The 24186-nt window shown below is 72.0% G+C and carries 17 protein-coding genes; 5 read left to right on the top strand and 12 right to left on the bottom strand.

The window, feature by feature from the left end:
- The first annotated feature begins 83 nt into the window (after nt 1–83).
- Complete coding sequence (locus OG730_RS12570; protein ID WP_327304327.1) at nt 84–761, top strand: class I SAM-dependent methyltransferase; 678 nt, start codon at nt 84–86, stop codon at nt 759–761.
- 60 nt (nt 762–821) lie between these two features.
- Here the strand turns inward: OG730_RS12570 and ftsH are convergent, their stop codons facing one another.
- The 6 genes from ftsH to nsdA all read right to left on the bottom strand — a co-directional run bounded on the left by ftsH (nt 822) and on the right by nsdA (nt 10745).
- Nucleotides 822–2666, bottom strand: coding sequence for an ATP-dependent zinc metalloprotease FtsH (ftsH, locus tag OG730_RS12575; protein WP_327309237.1), 1845 nt, complete (start codon nt 2664–2666; stop codon nt 822–824).
- Between the two features lie 236 nt (nt 2667–2902).
- Complete coding sequence (gene ffh, locus OG730_RS12580; RefSeq protein WP_327304328.1) at nt 2903–4477, bottom strand: signal recognition particle protein; 1575 nt, start codon at nt 4475–4477, stop codon at nt 2903–2905.
- A 284-nt stretch (nt 4478–4761) separates the two neighbouring features.
- Nucleotides 4762–7191: a [protein-PII] uridylyltransferase gene (locus OG730_RS12585; RefSeq protein ID WP_327304329.1), complete on the bottom strand. Its 2430-nt coding sequence runs from the start codon at nt 7189–7191 to the stop codon at nt 4762–4764.
- A gap of 17 nt (nt 7192–7208) precedes the next feature.
- Nucleotides 7209–7547 (bottom strand): P-II family nitrogen regulator, encoded by a 339-nt coding sequence (locus OG730_RS12590; RefSeq protein WP_112451060.1) that lies wholly within the window; start codon nt 7545–7547, stop codon nt 7209–7211.
- A complete protein-coding gene (locus OG730_RS12595; protein ID WP_327304330.1) occupies nt 7544–8887 on the bottom strand; it encodes an ammonium transporter in 1344 nt (447 codons plus the stop codon). The genes OG730_RS12590 and OG730_RS12595 overlap by 4 nt, the downstream gene beginning before the upstream one ends.
- Before the next feature lie 337 nt (nt 8888–9224).
- A complete protein-coding gene (nsdA, locus tag OG730_RS12600; protein ID WP_442814893.1) occupies nt 9225–10745 on the bottom strand; it encodes a transcriptional repressor NsdA in 1521 nt (506 codons plus the stop codon).
- Between the two features lie 380 nt (nt 10746–11125).
- Here nsdA and OG730_RS12605 point away from each other — a divergent pair, with 380 nt between their 5' ends.
- Nucleotides 11126–11797, top strand: a complete 672-nt coding sequence (locus OG730_RS12605; protein WP_327304332.1) for a bifunctional DNA primase/polymerase — start codon at nt 11126–11128, stop codon at nt 11795–11797.
- 84 nt (nt 11798–11881) lie between these two features.
- Here OG730_RS12605 and ftsY read toward each other — a convergent pair whose 3' ends face one another.
- Nucleotides 11882–13105 (bottom strand): signal recognition particle-docking protein FtsY, encoded by a 1224-nt coding sequence (gene ftsY / locus OG730_RS12610; RefSeq protein WP_327304333.1) that lies wholly within the window; start codon nt 13103–13105, stop codon nt 11882–11884.
- A gap of 149 nt (nt 13106–13254) precedes the next feature.
- Between ftsY and OG730_RS12615 the strand changes: the two genes are divergently transcribed.
- Together OG730_RS12615 and OG730_RS12620 are read left to right on the top strand one after the other, a co-directional pair.
- On the top strand, nt 13255–14718 hold the full coding sequence (locus tag OG730_RS12615) for a cytosine permease (protein WP_327304334.1): 1464 nt from the start codon (nt 13255–13257) through the stop codon (nt 14716–14718).
- Between the two features lie 63 nt (nt 14719–14781).
- Nucleotides 14782–15768, top strand: a complete 987-nt coding sequence (locus OG730_RS12620; RefSeq protein ID WP_327304335.1) for an LLM class flavin-dependent oxidoreductase — start codon at nt 14782–14784, stop codon at nt 15766–15768.
- A 37-nt stretch (nt 15769–15805) separates the two neighbouring features.
- On the opposite strand, the gene OG730_RS12625 is transcribed toward OG730_RS12620, so the two are convergent.
- The 4 genes from OG730_RS12625 to OG730_RS12640 form a co-directional block, all read right to left on the bottom strand.
- On the bottom strand, nt 15806–17239 hold the full coding sequence (locus OG730_RS12625) for a sugar porter family MFS transporter (RefSeq protein WP_327304336.1): 1434 nt from the start codon (nt 17237–17239) through the stop codon (nt 15806–15808).
- Nucleotides 17240–17436: 197 nt separating this feature from the next.
- On the bottom strand, nt 17437–21306 hold the full coding sequence (locus tag OG730_RS12630; protein ID WP_327304337.1) for a chromosome segregation SMC family protein: 3870 nt from the start codon (nt 21304–21306) through the stop codon (nt 17437–17439).
- A gap of 227 nt (nt 21307–21533) precedes the next feature.
- On the bottom strand, nt 21534–21749 hold the full coding sequence (locus OG730_RS12635) for a hypothetical protein (RefSeq protein WP_030227372.1): 216 nt from the start codon (nt 21747–21749) through the stop codon (nt 21534–21536).
- A gap of 366 nt (nt 21750–22115) precedes the next feature.
- Entirely contained in the window at nt 22116–22397 is a 282-nt protein-coding gene (locus tag OG730_RS12640) for an acylphosphatase (protein WP_327304338.1), read from the bottom strand.
- Nucleotides 22398–22543: 146 nt separating this feature from the next.
- Between OG730_RS12640 and OG730_RS12645 the strand changes: the two genes are divergently transcribed.
- Nucleotides 22544–23389, top strand: coding sequence for a CAP domain-containing protein (locus OG730_RS12645; protein WP_327304339.1), 846 nt, complete (start codon nt 22544–22546; stop codon nt 23387–23389).
- A gap of 136 nt (nt 23390–23525) precedes the next feature.
- On the opposite strand, the gene OG730_RS12650 is transcribed toward OG730_RS12645, so the two are convergent.
- Nucleotides 23526–24131: a flavodoxin family protein gene (locus tag OG730_RS12650; protein WP_327304340.1), complete on the bottom strand. Its 606-nt coding sequence runs from the start codon at nt 24129–24131 to the stop codon at nt 23526–23528.
- Between the last annotated feature and the right edge of the window lie 55 nt (nt 24132–24186).

Raw genomic sequence — 24186 nt, forward strand, 5'->3', positions numbered from 1 at the left:
CGCTCCTCTGGACGCGGGGGCGAATCGGGAGTTCTCTGGCAACGGGGGCATGGGGGCGAAACGGAATCAGGAGCGCTCTTTCGATGACACCGACGCCGACGGCGACGCTTGTCGCGCGGGACTGGGCGGAGATCCAGGAACGGATGCTGGTACCGCTGTACGAGGCGGTCTACGACCGGCTGGAGGTCGGGCCGGGAGACCGGCTGCTCGGCCTCGACTGCGGGGCCGGACTGGCCCTGCTGCTGGCCTCGGGCCGGGGAGCCCTGGCCACGGGTGTGGAGACGGATCCGGCACGCCGGACGCTGGCCCGGGAGCGCCTCCTGGAGGTGCTCGCGGCCCCTCCGGCGCCCGCGGTGCCCTACGACGTCCTGCTGGCCTTCTCGCCCTCCCCGGGCGCCCTGGCCGCGGCCCTGCCGGCGCTGCGCCGGCCCGGCGCAGCGGTGGTGCTGGCGGACTGGGGCCCGGCGGAGCGGTGCACGGTGCCCTCCGTCCTGGGCGGCGGGCCGGCCGCGCGGGACCTGGACGCGATGGCGGCCGCGGCCGGGCTGGTGCCGGACGGGTCGGGGCGGGTGTTCTGCCCCTTCGGGTACGCCGACGTGGACAGCGCGGTGCGCGGGCTGCTGTCGACCGGGCTGTACGAGTGCTCCGACCCGGTGCAGGTGGAGAAGGAACTGGCGGAGGCGCTTCACCCGTACGAACGGGGTGACGGGGCCGTCTGGCTGCCGAACATCTTCCGCTACGTCATCGCCCGTACGGCCTAACCGCCCCACGCGCGCGCGAGCGCCGCCGTGCGGGGCCCCCGGACCGGCCCCGCACGGCGCTCACTTGTGCGGCGCCGACTTGTGGAGGCGGGCAATGCCCGCGGCGGCGTAGGCGGCCGCTTCGTCGAGGGTTTCGTTGGCCATCAGGGCCTCCGCGAGGGCGTCCAGCTTGCCGCGGTTCTCGCGCAGCAGGCGGCAGGCCTTCTCGTAGCACTCGTCGACGATCCGGCGCATCTCGTGGTCCACCGCGTCGAGGGTGGCGGGGGCCGCGGAGAGGCCGTAGGGGCTCTGTCCGTCCGAGGGGATGGCGGTGAGGCGGCCGATGCGCTCGCTCATGCCCCAGCGGCCGACCATGCCCCGGACGATGTTGGTGACCTGTTCGAGGTCGTTCTCCGCGCCGGTGGTGATGACCTCGTAGACCACCTGCTCGGCGGCCATGCCACCGAGCGCCCCGATGATGCGGCCGCGCAGGTACTCCTCCGTGTAGGCGTACCGGTCGGCCTCCGGGGTGGAGAGGGTGACCCCGAGCGCCCGCCCGCGCGGCACGATGGTGATCTTGCGGACGGGGTCGGCGCCGGGCTGGAGCATGCCCAGCAGGGCGTGACCGCTCTCGTGGTACGCGGTACGGCGGCGCTCCTCGTCCGGCATGACCAGCGGCCGTTCGGCGCCCAGCTGGACCTTCTCCAGCGCGTCGGAGAGGTCCGTCTGGGTGACCTCCTTCTGCTGGCGCTTCACGGCGAGCAGGGCGGCCTCGTTGGCGAGGTTGGCCAGTTCGGCTCCGGTCATGCCCGGGGTCGTACGGGCCATCTGCGCGAGATCGACCCCGTCGGCCAGCGGGATGTCCCTGGTGTGGATGCGCAGGATGGCTTCGCGGCCGGCCTTGTCGGGCGGGGAGACCATGACGGTGCGGTCGAAGCGGCCCGGCCGGGTCAGCGCCGGGTCCAGCACGTCGGCCCGGTTGGTCGCGGCGAGGACGACCACGCCCTCGGAGCCGGAGAAGCCGTCCATCTCGGTGAGGATCTGGTTCAGGGTCTGCTCGCGCTCGTCGTGGCCGCCCATGGCCGCGCCGCCGCCGCGCACCCGCCCGATGGTGTCGATCTCGTCGATGAAGATGATCGCGGGGGCCACCTTGCGGGCCTCGGCGAAGAGTTCGCGCACCCGGGAGGCGCCTACGCCGACGATCATCTCGATGAACTCGGAGGCGGAGGCGGAGAAGAACGGGACCCCGGCCTCGCCGGCCACCGCGCGGGCGAGCAGGGTCTTGCCGGTGCCGGGCTGGCCGGCGAGCAGGACGCCGCCGGGCATGCGGGCGCCCATCTTGCGGTACTCGTCCGGGTTCTTCAGGAAGTCCACGACGTCGTTGAGCTCGCCCTCGACCTCGTCGATGCCGGCCACGTCCTCGAAGGTGGTGCGCTTGGCGCCCTCCAGCTCGACGGGCTTGGGCGGCGTCTTGCGGCCGAGCCCGCCCATGCCGCCGCCCATCGCCGATCCCATCCGGCGGGCGATGACCACCCACAGGAGGACGAGCAGCAGCATCGGGGCCAGGGAGATCAGCAGATTGGCCAGGAAGCTGCGCTGTTCGACGACCGGGGAGGCCGTGACGACGACGTTCTGCTTGGTGAGGTTGGCCCACAGGTCGTCGTCGGCGAAGGCGGGCCGCTGGGAGACGAACTTCTTGTAGTCGCCCTTGTCGCCGTCCGGCTTGGGCTGTTCCGCCTTCAGCTCGCCCTGGATGGCGTCGCCCTTGGAGTAGATCTTCGAGACGTTGCCGTTCGCGACCTGCTTGCTGAACTCCGTGTACGAGATCGTCGGCTCGTCGCCCTCGTTGAAGAAGGAGAGCACCAGGTTGGTGATCAGGTAGACGATCAGGGCGGTGAGGATCAGGCCGCGCCAGCCGCCGGGCATCCGCTTCTTGGGCGGCGGGGCGGGGGGTGCGCCTTCGGAGCGCCAGGGCGTATCGGCCCGGTCGCGGGGCGGTACGGGGGTGGGGCTGGGCACGTAGGCCTCCTTCTGCCGTCCTCCCGGCCGACCATAAGCGACAAACCGGACCATCGCCCCTGGCGGCGGGCCACACGGCGAAGCCCCGGCCGGAGTGGTCCGGCCGGGGCTCGCGTGGCTCCGTACTGCTCCTTCGTGAACCGCTACTTCATGAACTTCTTGAACTCGTCCGGCAGGTCGAAGTCCCCACCGGGCTGGGCGCCCCCGGCCGGAAGGCCGAACGGGTTGCCGCCGGCGGCGGGCTCGATCGCCTCCGGACCGGCCTCGCGGCGCGCGGCTGCCGCAGCCTCTTCTTCCTTGCGCTTCATCGGGTTGCCGCTCTTGCGCTTGCCCTTGGCCTGCTTGACCTGCTTCTTCTGCCGGCCGGGGCCGCCGCCCATCCCGGGCATGCCCGGCATGCCCGGCATGCCGCCGCCCTGGGCCATGCGGGACATCATCTTGCGGGCCTCGAAGAACCGCTCGACGAGCGACTTGACGGCGCTGACCTCGGTGCCGGAACCCTTGGCGATACGGGCGCGGCGCGAGCCGTTGATGAGGTGCGGGTCCTGGCGCTCGGCCGGGGTCATCGACTTGATGATCGCGGCGGTGCGGTCCACGTCGCGCTCGTCGATGTTGTTGATCTGGTCCTTGATCTGCCCCATGCCCGGGAGCATGCCGAGCAGCTTGGAGATGGAGCCCATCTTGCGGACCTGCTCCATCTGGGACAGGAAGTCGTCGAGCGTGAACTCCTTGGGCCCCTTCTGCAGCTTGGCCGCCATCTTCTCGGCTTCGGCCTGGCTGAAGGTCTTCTCGGCCTGCTCGATCAGGGTGAGCATGTCACCCATGTCGAGGATCCGGCCCGCCATGCGGTCCGGGTGGAAGGCGTCGAACTCGTCGAGCTTCTCGCCGTTCGAGGCGAAGATGATCTGCTTGCCGGTGACGTGCGCGATGGAGAGCGCCGCACCGCCTCGGGCGTCGCCGTCGAGCTTGGAGAGCACGACGCCGTCGAAGCCGACGCCGTCGCGGAAGGCCTCGGCGGTGTTGACCGCGTCCTGGCCGATCATGGCGTCGACGACGAAGAGGATCTCGTCGGGGCTGACGGCGTCGCGGATGTCCGCGGCCTGCCGCATCAGCTCCTGGTCGATGCCGAGGCGGCCGGCGGTGTCGACGATCACGACGTCGTACTGCTTGGTCCGCGCGTACTCGATGGAGTCCTTGGCGACCTGGACCGGGTCGCCGACGCCGTTGCCGGGCGCGGGCGCGTAGACGGCCACGCCGGCCCGCTCGGCCACGACCGAGAGCTGGTTGACGGCGTTGGGGCGCTGGAGGTCACAGGCGACGAGGAGCGGGGTGTGGCCCTGCCCCTTCAGCCACAGGCCGAGCTTTCCGGCGAGGGTGGTCTTACCGGCACCCTGGAGGCCGGCGAGCATGATCACGGTGGGCGCGGTCTTGGCGAAGCGCAGCCGCCGGGTCTCGCCGCCGAGGATGGAGACCAGCTCGTCGTTGACGATCTTGAGGACCTGCTGGCCCGGGTTCAGGGCCTTGGAGACCTCTTCGCCGCGGGCGCGCTCCTTGACGTTCGCGATGAAGGAGCGGACGACCGGGAGGGCGACGTCGGCCTCGAGGAGGGCGATACGGATTTCCCGCGCCGCAGCGTCGATGTCCTGCTCGGAGAGGCGGCCTTTGCCCCGGAGGGACTTGAAGGTCGCGCTGAGGCGGTCGGAAAGCGTATCGAACACGGTGGTCGCGATTCCTCGGGTCGGGGGCGTGTGGTCGTCCCCCAGGGTATCGGGCCGCGCTACCCCTTCGGCCCTGCGGGCGGCTTTCCCCACCCCGCCCTTAGCCCGTTCCCCGGGACTCCGCCCCGGACCCCGCGCCTCAAACGCCGGCGAGGCTGGAATATCCCCGGCGGGGCTGGATGGCGCGGAGCGCCATTTCAGCCCGTCCGGCGTTTGAGGACCGGGTCCGGGCGGAGCCCGGGGAACGGGCGAAGGGCGGGTAGGGGACAGCCCCCGCAGGGCCCCTACGCCAGGGCCGCCTGCACGGCCAGTGCAAGGGCTGCCGCCGCCGGGCCCGTCAGGGGTTTGCCGTCCGCGTCGACCACGTACACCGTGTCCACGGCGTTCGCGCCGAGCGTGGAGACGTGCGCGCTGCGGACCCTGACCCCGGAGGACTCCAGCGCCCGCCCGATCCGGTGCAGCAGTCCGACCGCGTCGGGAGCGCGCACCTCCAGGACCGTGGCCAGGGAGGAGACCTCGGGCATCACCGCGACCCGGGGCGGCGGCGGGACCACCCCGCGCCGGCGCGGGTACGCCGCCTCGCGGTCCGCCAGCTTCGCCGGGACGTCCAGCGAGCCGTCCAGGGCCCGCACCAGGTCGGTGCGCAGCCGTGCGGCCTGCGGCAGGGAGCCGTACTCCGCCGCCACCCGCCAGCGCAGGACCAGTACCTCGCCCAGTTGCTCCGGGAGCTCCATCGAGCGCAGGTCGGCCGCGCGCACGGTGAGCCGGTGCAGGGCCAGTACGCCGGCCACCGCGGGCAGCACCCCCGGCTGGTCGGGGACGGCCACCACCAGTTCCACCCCGACCGCGTCCTCCTCCTGGCGGGCGTGCAGGGCCAGGACCGGCTCCCCGGTGCGCAGCGCCTCCACCGCGAGGCGCTCCTGCTCGGTCGTCGGGATCTCCAGCTCCGTCACCGCCGGGGCGGCCCCGCGCAGCACGGCGGCGACCCGGGCGACCAGGTCGGCCACGAGCGAGCCGCGCCACGCGCTCCACGCCGCGGGGCCGGTGGCCAGCGCGTCGGCCTCCGTCAGCGCGTGCAGGATCTCCAGCGTGCCGGGCGACCCGACCGCCTCCGCGACCGCCTTGACGGTCGCCGGGTCGTCCAGGTCGCGCCGCGTGGCGGTGTCGATGAGCAGCAGGTGGTGGCGTACGAGCACGCCCAGCACGGCGACGTCCTCCGCGTCGAAGCCCACCCGCAGTGCCATGTCGCGCGCGATGGTCTCGCCGGCGACCGAGTGGTCGCCGGGCCAGCCCTTGCCGATGTCGTGCAGCAGCGCGGCCATCAGGAGGAGGTCGGGGCGGCCCACCCGGCGGGTCAGCTCCGAGGCCCGGACGGCCGTCTCGACGAGGTGCCGGTCCACGGTCCAGGTGTGCACCGGGTTGCGCTGCGGCCGGCACCGCACCCGCTCCCAGTCGGGCAGCAGCTTCGTGATGATCCCCTCGGCCTCCAGCGCCTCCCACACGGCCACCGTCGGCTCCCCCGCGCCCAGCAGGGTCAGCAGCTGCTCCCGGGCCTCGGCCGGCCACGGCACCGGCAGCGGCTTCGCCTGCGCCGCGAGCCGGCGTACGGCGTGCAGCGAGACGGGCAGTCCCGCCTGGGCGGCGGCCGCGCCGAAGCGCAGGGGCAGCACCGGGTCCCGGTCGGGCCGCGCGGCCAGGGCCAGTACGGCCTCGCCGTCGGACTCGACGACGCCCTCGGCGAGCGGGGCCCGCTCCGGTACGGAGCCGCGGGTGCCGAGCAGCCCGCGCAGCCGGGGGCGGGCCGACCGGGCCCGGAGCACGCGCCCGACCTCGCGCCAGGTCACGTCACCGGCGTACGAGACCACCCGCGCGGCCTCGTACACCTCCCTGAGCAGGGCGTCGGCGTCGAGCAGACCGAGCTGCGCCGCGACCGGCGTCTGCTCCTGGAGGGAGAGCCGATCGGTGGCGCGGCCCGTCACCAGGTGCAGCGCGTCCCGGGCGTCGAGCAGCCGGCGCCGGGCTTCGGCGAGCCCTTCGCGGGGGGCGTCGGCCAGCCAGGACGCGGCGACGGCCCGCAGCGCGGTGACGTCGCGCAGTCCCCCGCGGGCCTCCTTGAGGTCGGGTTCCAGCAGGAAGCGGAGCTCCCCGGCACGCTCGGCCCGCTCGCGGCACAGGGAGTGCAGCTCGGGAAGGCGCTTGGCGGCGTGGTTGCGCCAGTCCGCCAGCACGGAGGTGCGCAGTCCCGCGAGGAGCCCTGCGTCGCCGGCGACGGGCCGGGCGTCGAGCAGTCCGAGGTGCACCTTGAGGTCTTCGGCGGCGGTCTTGCGGGCTTCGCCGGGGGTGCGCACCGAGTGGTCGAGGGCGACGCCGAGGTCCCAGACGGGGTACCAGAGCCGGTCGGCCAGGGTGGCCAGGGCGCGCGGTTCGGCTTTTCCGTCGTGCAGCAGGACCAGATCGAGGTCGCTGCGCGGGGACAGTTCGGCGCGGCCGTAGCCGCCGACGGCGACGAGGGCCGCGCCCCGCACGCCCGTCTCCTTCACGGCGGTGGCGAACAGCGCCTTCAGCCAGTCGTCGGTCAGGGCGGCCAGGGCGGAACGCCGGGAAGGCCCGGACCGCGACTCCTCCTGGAGGAGTCGCAGCCGGGCCGCGGCGTACCCGCTGGGTCCCTGGTCGGCGGTGTTGCCGCCGTCAGTGGTCTCTTCGACACTCGTCACCCAGAGGTTCCCATCACCTAAAGCGCGTCAGCGCCACGTTCGCCGGTGCGGACCCGGATGACCGAGTCCACGGGGATGCTCCACACCTTGCCGTCGCCGATCTTGCCGGTCTGGGCGGCGTCGACGACGATCCGCATCACGTCTTCCGCGTCGCCGTCCTCGACGAGCACCTCTATGCGGATCTTCGGCACGAGGTCCACGGTGTACTCGGCGCCCCGGTAGACCTCGGTGTGTCCGCGCTGGCGGCCGTAGCCGCTGGCCTCGGAGACGGTGAGCCCCTGGACTCCGAAGCGGTGCAGGGCTTCCTTGATCTCGTCGAGCCGGTGCGGCTTCACGATCGCGGTGATGAGCTTCATGCGTCAACCTTCTTGCTCGCGGCAACGGGGGTGGGGACGGCGGTGCTCCGGGAGGAGGAGCCGCCGCCGGCTCCGCTGAAGTCGTAGGCGGTCTCGGCGTGTTCGACCTGGTCGATGCCGGAGACCTCGTCGTCCTCGGGGACCCGCATCCCGATCGTCTTGTCGAGCAGGAAGGCGAGCACCGCGGACGCCACGAGAGAGTAGGCCAGGACGGAGAAGACTCCGATGGCCTGCTTGCCGAGCTGCTCCAGGCCGCCGCCGTAGAAGAGGCCGGCCGCGTCGGACTGGACCCCGCCGGTGGCGAAGAGGCCGACGAGCAGGGAGCCGATGACACCGCCGACGAGGTGGACGCCGACCACGTCGAGGGAGTCGTCGTAGCCGAACTTGTACTTGAGGCCGACGGCCATGGCGCACACGACACCGGCGATGGCGCCGATGGCGATCGCGCCGAGCGGGGAGCAGGAGCCGCCGGAGGGGGTGATGGCGACGAGGCCCGCGACCGCGCCGGAGGCGGCGCCGAGGGTGGTGAAGGAGCCGTGGCGCAGCTTCTCGTAGCCGAGCCAGGCGAGCATGGCGGCGGCGGTGGCGACCTGCGTGTTGACGAACATGACCGCGCCGACGCCGTCGTCGTTGCCGAGCCAGGAGCCCGCGTTGAAGCCGAACCAGCCGAACCACAGCAGGCCGGCGCCGAGCATCACGAGCGGGAGGCTGTGCGGGCGCATGGGGTCCTTCTTGAACCCGACGCGCTTGCCGATGACCAGGATCACGCCGAGGGCCGCGGCGCCCGCGTTGATGTGGACGGCGGTGCCGCCCGCGAAGTCGATGACCCCGAGCTCGAAGAGCCAGCCGCCGGCGCCCCACACCCAGTGGGCGACGGGGAAGTAGACGATCGTGACCCAGAGGGTGATGAACAGCGCCCACGCGCTGAACTTGACGCGGTCGGCCAGGGCGCCGCTTATCAGCGCCGGGGTGATGATCGCGAACATCAGCTGGAAGACGGCGAAGACGTAGACGGGGATGGTGTAGCCGTCCCACAGCTCGGTGATGCCGATGCCGCTGAGTCCCACGTAGTCGGAGGTCCAGCCGATGAGCGAGCCGGAGTCGGCGCCGAAGGCGAGGCTGAATCCGTAGAGGACCCAGAGGATCGTGACGATCCCGAGGCTGATGAAGCTCATCATCAGCATGTTGAGGCTGCTCTTGACGCGGACCATGCCTCCGTAGAAGAAGGCGAGTCCCGGGGTCATCAGCATGACCAGGGCGGAGCAGATGAGCATGAACCCGGTGTTCGCGGAAGACAGCGTGGGGGCGTCTGCCGCGAGGGTCGTGATGGCTGATGCCATCGGCGTCTCCTCGTCGTCGGTACGTTCGCGTGCGGGCGATCGTGAAAACCTGAGCGGCGCTGGTTCGTGAATCAGGCCTGAGGGTGTTCCGGCCCGGGGGCTGGCCGGTTATTGGCCCTGAGATTCGCGCAGGCCGGTTTCCGGCGGCGCCGCTGGGTGTTTCGCGTCGATGACGAAGAGGTCTGGCGTGTTACGCCTCCATGAACGAGTGGTTCATGGAGGCGGCGGGTGGAGACCCGGCCGCGGCGATGACCCGGGGAACCTGGCTGGGGGAGCCTGATCGGGCTTCACGGGGTGACTGCCGCGGCCGGGGGCCTTGGGGGCGGCCGGGTGGCCGTCAGACGGCCTCCGCGGCCTCGGGGAGGCGGGAGGCGAGGTGGTCGGTCAGCCGCACCACGTCGGCGACGTCGCCGTACTCACGCGCGGCGGTGTCGACGGTCTTGCGCAGCCGGGTGTTCACCCGTTCGGACCGCACCTTTCCCGCCACGTCGAGGGCGCGGCCCACGAGGACGGTGGCCTGCTCGGGCTCGCGCTGGAGCAGGTGCACGGTGGCCATGCCGATCAGGTTGAGGGCGTAGGAGCGCTGGTGCTCCTCGTCCTTCCCGAAGAGCTCGACGGCGCGCCGCATGACCGGCTCGGCGAGGGAGGCGTACATGGGGCTGCGGCCCGCGACGTAGGCCAGGTCCCGGTAGGAGTGGGAGTTCTCGCCGTTGAGCTCGGCCTCGGAGAAGAAGCGGATCCAGTCGGGCTCGGGCTCGGCGTCGAAGCCGACGTCGGAGAAGGTGTCCTCGGCCATCCGCACGGCCCGCTTGCAGCGGCTGGGCTGGCCCATGTTGGCGTAGGCGCGGGCCTCCATCGCATACAGCATCGCCTGCGTACGGGGCCCCGCGCAGTCGCGGCTGCCGTACTGGGCCAGGTGGATGAGCTCCAGGGCGTCCTCGGGGCGGCCCAGGTGGATCATCTGGCGGCTCATGCTGGAGAGGATGTACGAGCCCAGGGGCTTGTCCCCGCCCTCCTTCGCGGCGTGCAGCGCGAGGACGAAGTACTTCTGCGCGGTGGGGTGCAGGCCGATGTCGTAGCTCATCCAGCCGGCGAGTTCGGCGAGTTCGGCGGCGACCTTGAAGAGCCGCTTCATGACCGGGGCCGGGTGGTTCTCCTGGAGCAGGTCGGTGACCTCGTGGAGCTGGCCCACCACGGCCTTGCGGCGCAGTCCGCCGCCGCACTGGGCGTCCCACTGGCGGAACATCACGGTGGTGGCTTCGAGGAGGTCCACCTCGGGCTCGGAGAGCCGGGGCGGCCGGTGGCCGCTCAGGGCGCCCGTCGGCCCCGCCTCCCGGGGTCCCGGGTCGGCGGCCGGGACCGGTACGAGCCAGCGCTGCATGGGCTCGATGAGGGCGGGGCCGGCGGACAGGGCGAGCGAGGTCCCGAGGAAGCCGCGGCGGGCCAGCATCAGGTCGCTGCGGGAGAACTCGCCGAGCAGCTCGATGGTCTGCGGTCCGGCCCAGGGCAGGTCTACGCCGGAGACGGAGGGGGTCTGGTGGGCGGTGCGCAGGCCGAGGTGCTCGATGGCGACGACGGAGCCGAAGCGTTCGGAGAAGAGCTCGGACAGGATGCGCGGGACGGGCTCGCGGGGCTGTTCGCCGTCGAGCCAGCGCCGGACCCGCGAGGTGTCGGTGCTGATGTGGTGGGCGCCCATCTGGCGGGCGCGGCGGTTGACCTGGCGGGCGAGCTCGCCCTTGGACCAGCCGCTGCGGACGAACCAGGACGTCAGCTGCTCGTTGCGGACGGTGGCGCCCTGCGACACGTCGGACTCCACGTCGGACTCCGCACTCGTTCCGCTTGCGCCGTTGCCGCTCACTGGAACGCCCCCCATCCGTCAGTCTCTTCTACACGAAACCCTGCCGGGAAACGGTCTTCACAGGTCCTTCACGCATGCCTCCGGCATACCCGCGTCCTACCCGCGAACCCGTCTCCTCTTCGCGCTTCGTGCACCGAAAGTAATCCTACGATCACCCCTTCGGCGAGGTCGATCCCGGAAACGCCACCATTCGCCACCCCTTCGAATGAACTCGCCACCCGCCAGGCGCGATTCACTTGACACGAAGGCGAGATCGATCGGATGGACAGGAGTGCGCCGGGGCGTGCGCGTCACGAAGTGCGCCGGTAGTCCGGGCAGCCAACACAACCGGCCGAGGTCGTAACCACCGGCACGTCCGACCCGTTGGAGGGGGCATGGGCATGGGCTTCACGATCGGCGGCAGCCGCGGCACCAAGGAGTTCCGTTCCGGCGCTCGGCGCCGCGGCCGGACGTCGGAGTGCACGACGGTGGCGGAGTACACCGGACTGTGGGGCTGGGACGTGGTCCCCGGCGCCCGGGCCGCGGGTCCGGCCCGCGACTGTTCCTGCGGTCATACGAATTGTGGTGCGCCGGGGGCGCATCCACTGGCCCTCGCTCCCACGGTCCCGGCCGGCGCCACCCTCGACGAGGTCACCGAGACCTGGACCGGGTACCCGGGAGCCGCCGTGCTGCTCCCCGTCGGGCGCTCCTTCGACGTCATCGAGGTCTCCGAGGAGGCCGGGCGGCGGGCGCTGGTGCGGCTGGAGCGGATGGGGCTGCCGCTCGGCCCCGTGACCGCGACCCCGGACGGCCGGGCCCAGTTCTTCGTCGCCACGGGGGCGGCGGCCGGGCTGCCGCAGCTGCTGTACCGGATGGGCTGGGACGACGCCGATCTGGATCTGCGCGCACTGGGCCAGGGCTCCTACGTCACCGCCCCGCCCTCGGACTTCGCGGGCCTCGGCCCGGTGAGCTGGCTGCGCCCGCCGGCGCTGGACTCGGCCGGGGACCCCCCGCAGGCCCGCCTCCTGCTGGGCACCCTCGCCTACCTGTGCCACCGGCTGCGCCGCGCGTAGCTGCCCTCCAGGCTCCGCACATGGCAGCGCCCCCGGGTCCTGGGACCTCGGGGGCACTGGTCGGCGTAGGAGCGTCGGGGGCGTTCAGTCGCCGATCAGGGCGTCGACGAAGGCTTCCGGCTCGAAGGGCGCCAGGTCGTCCGCACCCTCACCGAGACCGATGAGCTTGACCGGTACGCCGAGCTCGCGCTGGACGGCGATGACGATGCCGCCCTTGGCGGTGCCGTCGAGCTTGGTCAGCACGATGCCGGTGATGTCCACGACCTCGGCGAAGACGCGGGCCTGGGTCAGGCCGTTCTGCCCGGTGGTGGCGTCCAGGACCAGCAGGATCTCGTCGAGCGGGCCGTGCTTCTCCACGACGCGCTTGACCTTGCCGAGCTCGTCCATGAGGCCGGTCTTGGTGTGCAGCCGGCCCGCCGTGTCGATGAGCACCACGTCGGCGCCCTCGGCGATGCCCTCCTTGACCGCGTCGTAGGCGATCGAGGCCGGGTCGCCGCCCTCGGGTCCGCGCACGGTGCGCGCCCCGACCCGGTCGCCCCAGGTCTGGAGCTGGTCGGCGGCGGCGGCGCGGAAGGTGTCCGCGGCGCCGAGCACGACGCTGCGGCCGTCGGCGACGAGCACGCGGGCGAGCTTGCCGGTGGTGGTGGTCTTGCCGGTGCCGTTCACGCCGACGACCATGATCACGGCGGGGGTGTCCACGCCGCTCTCGGTCTTCACCGCGCGGTCGAAGTCGGTACCGAGGAGCGCGACCAGCTCCTCCTTCAGCAGGGCGCGCAGATCGGCGGGGGTGCGGGTGCCGAGCACCTTGACCCGCTCGCGGAGCCGGTCCACCAGCTCCTGGGTCGGCGCGACACCGACGTCGGCGATGAGGAGGGTCTCCTCGATCTCCTCCCAGGTGTCCTCGTCGAGGTGCTCGCGGGAGAGCAGCGTGAGCAGCCCCTTGCCGAGCGTGTTCTGCGACCGGGCGAGGCGGGCGCGCAGCCGGACCAGGCGGCCGGCGGTGGGCTCGGGCACCTCGATCTCGGGTGCGGGCGGAGCCTCGACGACCGGGTCCTCGACCGCGACCGGCGATTCGAGGGCGGCCTCCGCGTCGGGGAGGGCGACCTCCTCGATCGTGCGGCGCGGTTCTTCCGCCGTCGGTGCGGCGTCCTCCCCCACCTGCGGTTCGGCGGGCGGGGCAGTGATGGTCGGCGTGCTGGGCGGGGCCGTGGGGGGCAGCTGCTTCTTCTTGCGGCTGCTGACCACGAGCCCGCTGATCGCACCGACCGCGACCAGGGCGATGACTACGGCAAGGATGAGGATTTCCATAACGCTCCCCAGTATCGGCCACGAGCGCGCCGAGCCGGGGACCCTGGAGGTTCACACCAGGACGTAAGCCTCTGTTTGTAGTTTTTGCCGCAAATCTACGATGATGAGCAGTCCCCCACGCCCCGCCCCTCCCCCCACGGAGTACACCTATGCCTGCCGAGACCGCCGTCGAGTCGCGCGGACTGGAGCCCGTCCCGGACGCCGAGCGCCGCGGGCGGGTCCGCGAACTCGTCCCGACCTGGGTCGCCGCCAACATCAGCGTGCTGCTGCTGACCATGGGCGCCGGTCTCGTCATCTTCAACGGGCTGAACATCTGGCAGGTGCTCGTCGTCGCGATCGCCGCCCCCGTCGTCTCCTACGGGATCGTCGGACTCATATCCATCGCGGGCAAGCGCGGCGGCGCCCCCGGCATGGCGCTCTCCCGGGCCGTCTTCGGCCAGCGCGGAAACCTCTTCCCCGGCGCCCTGATCTGGGTCGCCCGCTGGGGCTGGGAGACCATCAACGCGGTCAGCGGCGCCTACGCCGTCCTGACCGTCCTGGACCTGGTCTTCGGCGTCAGGAAGAACACCGCGCTCATCGTCGTCACCCTGCTCTTCTTCGTCGGCTGCACCTTCCTGGTCTCCGGGCTCGGCATCAACGCCCTGCGCGTCTGCTCCAAGTGGTCCACGTACCTCTTCGGCGCCTTCAGCGTGCTCGTGCTCGGCTACCTGATCGCGGAGACCGACTGGTCCGCCGTCTTCGACAAGCCCGCCGGTTCCACCGCGATGATGATCGCGGGCATCGGCACCATCGCGGCCGGCGGCATCAGCTGGGTCCCCTCCGGCCCGGACTTCACCCGCTACCTGCCCCGCACCGCCTCCGCCCGGGGCATGGTCGGCGCGACCATCGGCGGCGCGGCCGTCGTGGTGATCCCGATGGTGCTCATGGGCGCGGTGATGGCGGTCGCCACCCCCGACCTGGCCACCGCGCAGGACCCGGTGTCCTTCATCGGCGAACTGCTGCCGATCTGGATCGCGGTCCCGTACCTGCTGATCGCCCTCATCGGCATGCTGCTCATCAACTCGATGTCCATGTACTCGGCGGGCTTCACCGCCCAGACCCTCGGCATCAAGGTCCCGCGCGCGGCGGCGGTCAGCGTCAACGCCGTCATCAGCCTGGTCTTCGGCTTCCTGCTGATGGTGGTCGCGACCAGCTTCTTCGGCTCGTTCATCTCCTTCCTGACCCTGCTGGCCGTGGCCTTCTCCGCCTGGATCGGCGTCTTCGGCGTGGACATGCTGCGCCGCCCGTCCTACGACGGGGCCGCGCTCCTGGACACCACGCGGACCAGCGCGTACTGGTACAAGGGCGGTTTCGCCTGGCAGGCCATGACCGCCTGGGGCCTCGCCCTGGTGGTGGGCCTGCTGTTCACGAAGGTCGACTGGTTCAGCGGCCCGCTGGCCACCACCTGGATCGGGCAGAACGGCCTGGGCTGGGCGGCGGGCATCGTCACCTCGGCCGTGCTGTACGCGGTCCTGCCGCGCACCCCGGCGGCCCCGGAGGCACCTGAGGCCGTTCCGGCGGCCCCGGAGGCCGCCGCGCAGGATCGGGCCCCCGCCGGATCCCTGTCCAACTGACGCCACGTCAGCTAACGTCCCCCTTCGCCCGCCCACCCACCTCCGGCGAAGGGGGACTTCTCCATGCCCATCACCGTGGCCCGGTTCAACCTCATCGATCCGAACGGCACCCCGGAAACCCTCTCCGCCCGCTACAAGGCCGCGCTGGAGATGGCGAAGTACGCGGACGACCGCGGGATCGACACCATCCAGACCGAGGAGCACCACGGCACCGACAACAACTGGCTGCCCTCCCCCTTCGCCTTCGCGGGCGCGGTCTTCGGCGCCACCCGCCGGATCGCCGTCACCGTCTCGGCGATCATCGGCCCGCTGTACGACCCGCTGAAGGTGGCCGAGGACATCGCCGTACTGGACCTGCTCAGCGGAGGCCGCCTCGTCACGGTGGCGGGCATCGGCTACCGGCCCGAGGAGTACGAGCAGCACGGCGTGGAGTGGGGCCGGCGCGGCAAGCTCCAGGACGAGCTGCTGGAGACCCTGCTGAAGGCGTGGACCGGCGAGCCGTTCGAGTTCCGCGGCCGCACCGTACGGGTCACCCCGCGGCCCTTCACCCAGCCGCACCCGCTGCTCCTGGTCGGCGGCAGCTCGCAGGCCGCGGCCCGCCGGGCGGCCCGCCTCGGGCTGCCGTTCTTCCCGAGCGCGCACCTGCCCGAGCTGGAGGCGTACTACCACGCGAAGCTCGCGGAGTACGGCACGGAGGGCTTCTGCATGATGCCGGCGGCCGAGACCCCGCTGCTGCACATCGCCGAGGACCCGGACCGGGCGTGGGACCAGTACGGCGAGCGGTTCCTGCACGAGGCCGGGATGTACGCCTCCTGGCAGTCCAAGGACATCCGCAGCGCCGTACGGTCGGGCGCGCGCACGGTGGCGGAGCTGCGCGCCGAGGGCGTGTACCGGATCCTGACCCCCGACGAGGCGGTCGCGTACGCCCGCGGCGCCGGCGAGGCGGGGAACCTGGTGCTGCACCCGCTGTGCGGCGGGATGCCCGTGGACGAGGGCTGGCGGAGCCTGCAGCTCCTGTGCGAACAGGTGCTGCCCCGCCTCAAGGACTGAGACGGGGCGGCAACCGGGGATCGTTGGCGGGGGGTGGTCAGCCCATCTCCTCCAGCGCCTTGCCCTTGGTCTCCGGCACCCACTTGAGGATGAACGGGATCGAGAGCACGGCGAAGACCGCGTAGATGACGTACGCCCCGGACAGGTTCCAGTCCGAGAGCGTCGGGAACGAGACGGTGATGACCCAGTTGGCGATCCACTGGGCGGCGGCCGCCACACCGAGGGCCGCGGCGCGGATGCGGCCCGGGAACATCTCGCCGAGCAGGACCCAGACCACCACACCCCAGGACAGCGCGAAGAAGAGCACGAAGAAGTTGGCCGCGATGAGGGCCACGAGCCCCTGGGTGTGCGGGAGGGCGATGTCGCCGCCGCTGGTGTCCTTGTAGGAGAAGGCCCACGCGGCGAGCGCGAGGGAGATCGCCATGCCCACGGACCCGATGAGCGCGAGGGGCTTGCGGCCGATGCGGTCCACGAACACCATCGCGATCACCGTACCGATGATGTTCACGACGGAGGTCTCGAAGGAGTACAGGAACGAGGAGCTCGGGTCGATGCCGACCGACTGCCACAGCGAGGAGCTGTAGTAGAAGATCACGTTGATGCCGACGAGCTGCTGGAAGACGGAGAGGCCGATGCCGATCCAGACGATCGGCAGGAAGCCGAAGCGGCCGCCGAGGAGGTCCTTGAACGTGGACTTCTGCTCCGAGTGGATGGCGCGGTCGATCTCGCGGACGCGGGCGTCGGCGTCGATGCCCTCGCCCTCGACCTCGCGCAGGACCGTCTTGGCCTTCTCCATGCGGCCGGCCGAGACGAGGAAGCGCGGGGATTCGGGGATGGCGAAGGAGAGCAGCCCGTAGAGCACGGCCGGGACGACCATGACGCCGAGCATCCACTGCCAGGCTTCCAGGCCGCCGATCTTGCCGCGCTGGTCGCCGTCGGCGAGGTTCAGGATCCCCCAGTTGACGAGCTGGGAGATGGCGATGCCGATGACGATCGCGGCCTGCTGGAACGAAGCGAGCCGGCCGCGGTAGGCGGGCGGGGAGACCTCCGCGATGTAGGCCGGTCCGATCACCGAGGCCATGCCGATGCCGAAGCCGCCGATGACCCGCCACATCGCCAGGTCCCAGAGCGCGAACGGCAGGGCGGATCCGATGGCGCTGGCCGTGAAGAGGACGGCGGCGATCTGCATGCAGCGGATGCGGCCGATCCGGTCGGCGATCCGGCCGGCGGTGGCCGCGCCGAGGGCGCAGCCGATCAGCGCGGCTGCGATCACCTGGGCGAGCGTGCCGGAGCCGACGTCGAAGCGGTCGCGGATGGCCTCGACGGCGCCGTTGATGACGGAGCTGTCGTAGCCGAAGAGGAATCCGCCCATGGCGGCGGCCGCGGTGATGAAGATGACGTGCCCGAGGTGGTCGGGCTGGGATACGTGGCCGCCACCAGGGTCCTGGGGCCGCGTCGTGCTGCTGCTCAAGGTGCGCTCCTGCGTGCCGGCTGCGGGGTGGACGGGCTGAGGGTGTGATCCCTCCCAGTGGCGCACGGGTCAAGATCGGGCACCACCCGGAAGGGCCATCGGTGGCACGCCTGCCCCGGACGGGCCCGGCCACACCCCACCGGGGTCCACTCGCGGCCACCGCACCCACCCGCACCCACCCGCACCCGGCGGCTCCGTCACCGCAGGCGCTGGCTGATCACCTTCGACACCCCGTCGCCCTGCATCGAGACCCCGTAGAGCGCGTCGGCGACCTCCATGGTCCGCTTCTGGTGCGTGATCACGATCAGCTGCGAGCTCTCCTGCAGCTCCTCCATGATCCGGATCAGCCGCTGCAGGTTGGTGTCGTCGAGCGCGGCCTCGACCTCGTCCATCACGTAGAACGGGCTGGGCCGCGCCTTGAAGATGGAGACCAGCAGGGCCACGGCGGTCAGCGAGCGCTCGCCGCCCGAGAGCAGCGACAGCCGCTTGACCTTCTTGCCCGGAGGCCGGGCCTCCACGTCGACGCCCGTGGTGAGCATGTTGTCCGGATCCGTCAGGATCAGCCGGCCCTCGCCGCCGGGGAACAGCCGCGAGAACACCCCCTCGAACTGGCGGGCCGTGTCCCGGTAGGCCTCCGTGAAGACCTGTTCGACCCGCTCGTCCACCTCCTTCACGACCTGGAGGAGGTCGGCCCTGGTCTTGCGCAGGTCCTCCAGCTGCTCGCTGAGGAACTTGTGCCGCTCCTCCAGCGCCGCGAACTCCTCCAGCGCCAGCGGGTTGACCTTGCCGAGCTGCTGGTAGGCCCGCTCGGCCGCCTTCAGCCGCTTCTCCTGCCGGGCGCGCACGAAGGGCTCCGGACCGGAGTCCGCGTCCGGATCCTCCCCGTCCGCGGACGGGCTCGGCGGTACCGGCTGGTCGGGCCCGTACTCGGCCACGAGCCCCGGCGCCGCCATCCCGAACTCCTCCAGCGCACGGCTCTCCACCTGCTCGATCCGCATGCGCTTCTCGGCGCCGAGCACCTCGCCCCGGTGCACCGAGTCCGTGAGCTTGTCGAGCTCGCCCTTGAGGCCGCGGCCCAGCCCCCGGGCCTCGTCGAGCTCGCGCTCGCGGACGCCCTTCGCGTACTCGGCGGACGTGCGCTCCCCCACGGCGCGGGTCAGCGACACCTCGATGTGCGCCAGCAGCTGGCGGGCTCCGTCGGCGACGGCCCCGGCCACCCGCGCCTCGTACCGCAGCCGTTCCCGGCGGCGCTCGGCCCTGGCCCGGGCCTCGCGCTCGGCCCTGGCCCCGCGGTCGAGGGAATCGGCCCGGCCCGCGAGCCCCTTCACCCGCTCCTCGTGGGTCCTGAGCTGGAGCCGGGCCTCCATCTCGGTCTGCCGCGCGTTCGCCCCGTCGGCCGAGAGCCGGTCCTTCCTGGAGGTGTCCGGCTCCTCCTCCGCAGGCATCTCCTCGGCGACCGCGAGCCGTTCCGCGCACTCCTCCACGTCGGCCAGCGCCTGCTCCAGCGCGTCCTGCGCCGCGGCGGCGGCCGCGGCGGCGCGGTCGGCTTCGCCCAGTGCCCCCTTCGCCTGCCCGGCGAGCCGTCCGAGCTGCTGCGCGACCCCGGCCCGCGCCCGCTCGGCGGCCCGCCGGAGCTCCCCGAGCTCCTCGACCCGGGCCCCGGCCGCCACCCGGCGCGCGTCCGCGTCCGTCTTCTCCCCCGCCAGCACCAGACACCGGCCGTCCAGCCGGGCCAGCTCCGCCGCGGCCTCGTCGACGGCGGCCTGCACCTCGATCAGGCTGGGCACCCCGGCGGAGCCACCGTGCGCGAGGTGCGCTCCGAGCACGTCCCCCTCGGCGGTCACGGCCACCAGCTCCGGCCGCGCGGCAACGAGCGCCTCGGCCTCGTCGAGCCCCCCGACGACAACGAAGTCCCGCAACACCCAGGCCACGGCCCGCACGACCTCGGCGTCCCCCCGCACGAGCCCCGCGGCACCGACCACCCCGTCAACCTGCACCTGAGGCCCGGAGCCCGACACGGTCAGCCCGGCGGGCGCTTGAGACGCGGGGTCAGGGGAATTCAGCCCCGCCGGCGTTTGAGGCGCGGGGTCCGGGGCGGAGCCCCGGTTTCGGGAAGGGGCGGGGTGGGGGAAAGCAACCCCCGGCCCGACCCCGCCGGCCGACCCGACACCGGTTCCCGGTTCCGACCCCCGGGTCGCCGCGACGGTCTGGACCGAGTCCTGGTCCTGAGCCGAGCTCGCGTGGGGGGCCTGATCCGGGATCGGGCCCGGGGCCGACCCCGAATCCGGCGCCGGGGCCTGACCCGGAACTCCGCCCCCGACCACCGAACCGCCGGAGGCGACGGGCGCGATGAGGAACGCCGCCCTCCCCGCCTCCCCCTCCCGCAAGTACCGGATCGCCCCGGCCGCCGCCGCCGTCGACGTGACGGCCACCGCGTCCGCCGCCGCACCCAGCGCCGCCGCCACCGCGACCTCGTACCCCGGGGTCACGGACAACCGCCGGGCCGCCGGCCCGAGCAGCCCCTCCAGCCGCGCCGCGAGCAGCTCGGCCGTGCCGTCCTTGCGGCGCAGCCCCATCGCCAGGGCGTCCCGCCGCGCCGACACCGCCGCCCGCGACCGCTCCGCCGCGGCCAACGCGTCCCGGGTCTCCCCCAGTGCGGCCTCCGCCGCCGCCAGCTCGGCCCGCGCCTCCTCGTACTCCCCCGGCCCGGAGCCGGCGGCCCCCTCGGCCGCCCCCGGGGATTCCTCCCCGACCTCCTGCGCCAGCGCCTCGTACTCCTCGCGCGCCTCCTCCGCCCGTGCCCGCGCCGCGTCCCGCGCCAGCACCAGCCGGTCGATCTCCGCCTGGGCGGCGCCCGCGCGGGAGCGGGCCGCGCCGAGCCGGCCCGTCAGCCGCGCCAGTGCCTCGCGCCGGTCGGCGATGGCCCGCGCCACGTCCCGTAGCCGCCGTTCCTCGTCGGCCAGCGCGCGCTCCAGCTCGGCCCGGTGGGCGACGGTGTCCTCCAGGGCCCGCGCGGCCGCCTCCTGTGCGGCCGTCAGTTCCGCCTCCTGCTCGCGGATCCGCGCGGCCTCCTTCTCCATCTCCTCCGGATCCCGGCCGCGCCGGTCCTCCTCCGCCGGCGCCGACGCCGAGGTGACCCGGGCGTCCGCCAGCGACACCGTCCCGCGCACGCGCTCGGCGAGCTGGGACAGTTCGTACCAGGTCTGCTGCGCCCGCTGGAGCCGGGGCGCGAGTTCCCGTACGGCCTCCTCCAGTTCGGATTCCCGCCGCACCGCCGCCGCGAGCTGCGCCTCGGCGGCCTCCTTGCGCTCCTTCAGGGCCGCCTCGTCCGCGATCTCCGCGTCGAGCGCGCCCTTGAGCGTGACGAGGTCGTCGGCGAGCAGCCGCAGCCGCGCGTCCCGCAGGTCCGCCTGGATCACGGCCGCCCGCCGGGCCACCGCCGCCTGCCGGCCCAGGGGCTTCAGCTGCCGCTGCAGTTCGTTGCCCAGGTCCTGCACGCGCGCGAGGTTGGCCTGCATCGCGTCCAGCTTCCGCAGCGCCTTCTCCTTGCGCTTGCGGTGCTTGAGCACCCCGGCCGCCTCCTCGATGAAGGCGCGGCGGCCCATCGGATCGGCGTGCAGGACGGAGTCCAGCTGGCCCTGTCCGACGATGACGTGCATCTCGCGGCCGATGCCGGAGTCGGAGAGCAGTTCCTGGATGTCGAGGAGGCGGCAGGTGTCGCCGTTGATCTGGTACTCGCTGCTGCCGCCGCGGAACATGATCCGCGTGATGGTGACCTCGGCGTACTCGATGGGCAGCGCGCCGTCGGAGTTGTCGATGGTGAGCGAGACCTCGGCGCGGCCGAGCGGGGGGCGACCGGTCGTGCCGGCGAAGATGACGTCTTCCATCTTCCCGCCGCGCAGGGACTTGGCCCCTTGTTCGCCCATGACCCAGGAGAGCGCGTCCACCACATTGGACTTGCCGGAGCCGTTGGGGCCCACGACGCAGGTGATGCCCGGCTCGAAGCGCAGGGTGGTCGCGGAAGCAAAGGATTTGAAGCCGCGCAGGGTCAGGGACTTGAGGTGCACGCCGCCGGACTCTACCTTTCACGTTCGGTTTCGCCCATGAAGGTGCAGGGCACATCAGACGTTAAAGGAATGGGCCCCCCACCTGGCGCAACGCCGCCCGGCGGCCTTGTCCGAGGTGGGAAAGGCGGAGGAAAGCGGAGTAGGGAAGAGCGGAAAGAAAGAAGGGACGCCGAAGCGTCCCTTGCAGATCATGCGGTTCCGTAGATCGAGCGACGAGGGAGCGCGGATCAGGTGAGCGCAGGCTCCGCCTGGGGTACGTCGAGGTCGATGCTGTCAAGCAGCGAGTCTCCGTGCTGTGCGGCGGCCGCATTCAGAGCGTCGTTTTCGGACTGGATTCGTCCGAGCTCGGACTCGAGGTCCTGGACGCGCTGCTGAAGCCGTCGCATCTCGGCGAGGAGTCGCGGGTCGGAACCGCCGACGTAACCGAGAAGCGCCTTTGCCATGATGGATGGTCCTCCACACTGAGTGACCGACCGAAGCGGTGTGGGTCGTGAGGGAATCGCACCCGCGGATGTCCGGCAGCGACTGTCAGTCACTGCATCGATCTTTAGCTGACACTGTGTACTGCCAGCACTGCCAAACAGCTCAGGTGCGCGGGGCTTCCAGCGTCTCACCAAAAAGTTTGACGGTCAACACGATCACGCCCCGTATCGGCGGGCATCCCGGCCCCCGCAAGGGGCGTGGAGATCATCCTCGTCTCCGAGCCTTCCACGGATCCGTCACGCCGGCAACGCGTCGGCGACGAATGCGCAGTTCCGACCGCATGCGGACCATCCGGCGATGTGTTCAGTACATGATCAGTCGATCGCTCACCGGATCGCGAACCCGTCGTAACCGCCGCGCGGTGTGCTCCAGATCTCTGTCACCCCGTCCACGTTCCCGGGCGTGTCGGCGCTGTGCAGCCACTCCAGGAGCCGGTGGCAATTCTCACGTTGACCTTCGGCCACCACCTGTACTCGACCGTCGTCCAGGTTGAGCGCGAAGCCGATCAGTCCGCCGATCTCCATGGCGTTCGCCCTGGTGAACCAGCGGAAGCCCACTCCCTGTACACGGCCGCGCACCCAGGCGGTCATGCGCACATCTTCGTTCATGCCTGAACGCTAACCGGGCAAACAAATTCGGGTCACCTCGCCCCCTGCCGCCATGGCGTACAGTCGCGCAGCAATGAGCTCACCCATTTGGGTGAGTAAAGGTTGATCTTGAAGCGTTGACCCCAACCCCAGGAAGGTGAGCCACGATGGGACGCCACCGACTCCACGCCGCGCCGCGCCCCGGCGGCAAGCGCCGCGCCGCCCTGCGGGGCGGTCTCCTCGGCGCATCCGTGGCCGTGGCCCTCGGCACGGCGGCCGTCACCACGGGCTTCGTCCCGGTCGGCTCCGCCTTCCCCTACGTAGGGGTCACGACCGCGGGCTCCGACGCGAAGACCACGGACGCCAAGGCCAAGACTCCGGTCTCGCCGAGCACCCAGAGCGCGCTGGAGCAGCAGGGCGGCCTCGCCAACCTCTCCGGCCGGGCCCCCTCGGGAGCTGCCACCCCTTCCGCCTCCCCCACACCCTCCGCCTCACCTTCCCCGTCGGCCTCCCCTTCCCCTTCTCCTTCCCCCTCCACCAAGGCGGCGAAGACCCCGGAGGCGAGCCCCACCCCGACCCCGGTGAAGCCGAAGCCGAAGCCCTCCGCCCCCGCGGCCCCGCCCACCTCGGCCGGCCACTCCGCCGAGGAGAGCGCCGTACTCGCCCTGGTGAACCAGGAGCGCGCACAGGCCGGCTGTGTTCCCGTCCGGGCGAACCCGCCGCTGGCGGCGCTGGCCGGGGCCTTCAGCAAGGACATGGCCGTCCGGGGCTTCTTCGACCACACCGACCCCGACGGCAACACCCCGTGGGACCGCGCCACCAAGGCCGGCATATCGGGGATGGGCGGCGAGAACATCGCCCGCGGCCAGGGTGACGCGACGGCCGTGATGAAGGCCTGGATGAACAGCCCGGGCCACAAGGCCAACATCCTCAACTGCGAGTTCCGCACCCTGGGCGTCGGCGTGTACAACGCCGCCGGCGGCCCCTGGTGGACCCAGGACTTCGGCTTCTAGCAGCGGCTCTCCGCAACGGAAACGGGCGGGGGCACGGTCACGCGCGGCGGATATCGCCGCGCGTGACCGTGCCCCCGCCCGTTTCCACGTACCGCACCCGTGCCGGGCGGGCAGCGCCCGGCACCCGGGTCCCGCCTCAGACGGAAGCCAGCGCGGCGCGGCCCGCGAGCAGGACACGGGCCTGCTCGGTGACGCGGGCGCCGAGGTGCTCGGCGGTGGCGATGTCGGCCTTGTGGACGAACTCGGGGCCCTGGTCACCGTTGGACTGGGCGGCGGCGCCGTCGAAGAAGCCGAGGCGGTTGATGTCGTTCTCGGAACCGGTGCTGGAGTTCCAGCCCGGCTTCAGGCCCAGGTTGACCCAGCTCATGCCGTGCTGCGAGGCGAGGGTCTGGAAGTAGTCGAGGGTGTTGCCCTTGTCTCCGGACTTGGAGCCGGAGTTGGTGAAGCCCGCGGCGACCTTGTCCTGCCAGCCGGCCGCGAACCAGATCTTCGAGGTGGCCTCGGCGAAGACGTGGAAGGCGCCGGAGGCGGTGCCCATGTAGGTCGGGGCACCGAAAACGATCGCGTCGGACGCGGTCAGCAGCTCCCACCGCGCGTCGTCGATCTCGTCGACCTTGATCAGGTGCACGGTCGCACCAGCCTCGACGGCGCCGGCCTTGACGGCCTCGGCGATCACAGCGGTGTGGCCGTAGCCGGAGTGGTAGGCGATCGAGACGACGGGGGTGTAAGTGGTTGCGGACAAGACGGTCTCCCTCGGAAAACACCGTGGGGTACACGGCGCTGTGCGGCGTGAAGCA

This window comes from Streptomyces sp. NBC_01298 (assembly GCF_035978755.1).
Lineage (GTDB): Bacteria > Actinomycetota > Actinomycetes > Streptomycetales > Streptomycetaceae > Streptomyces.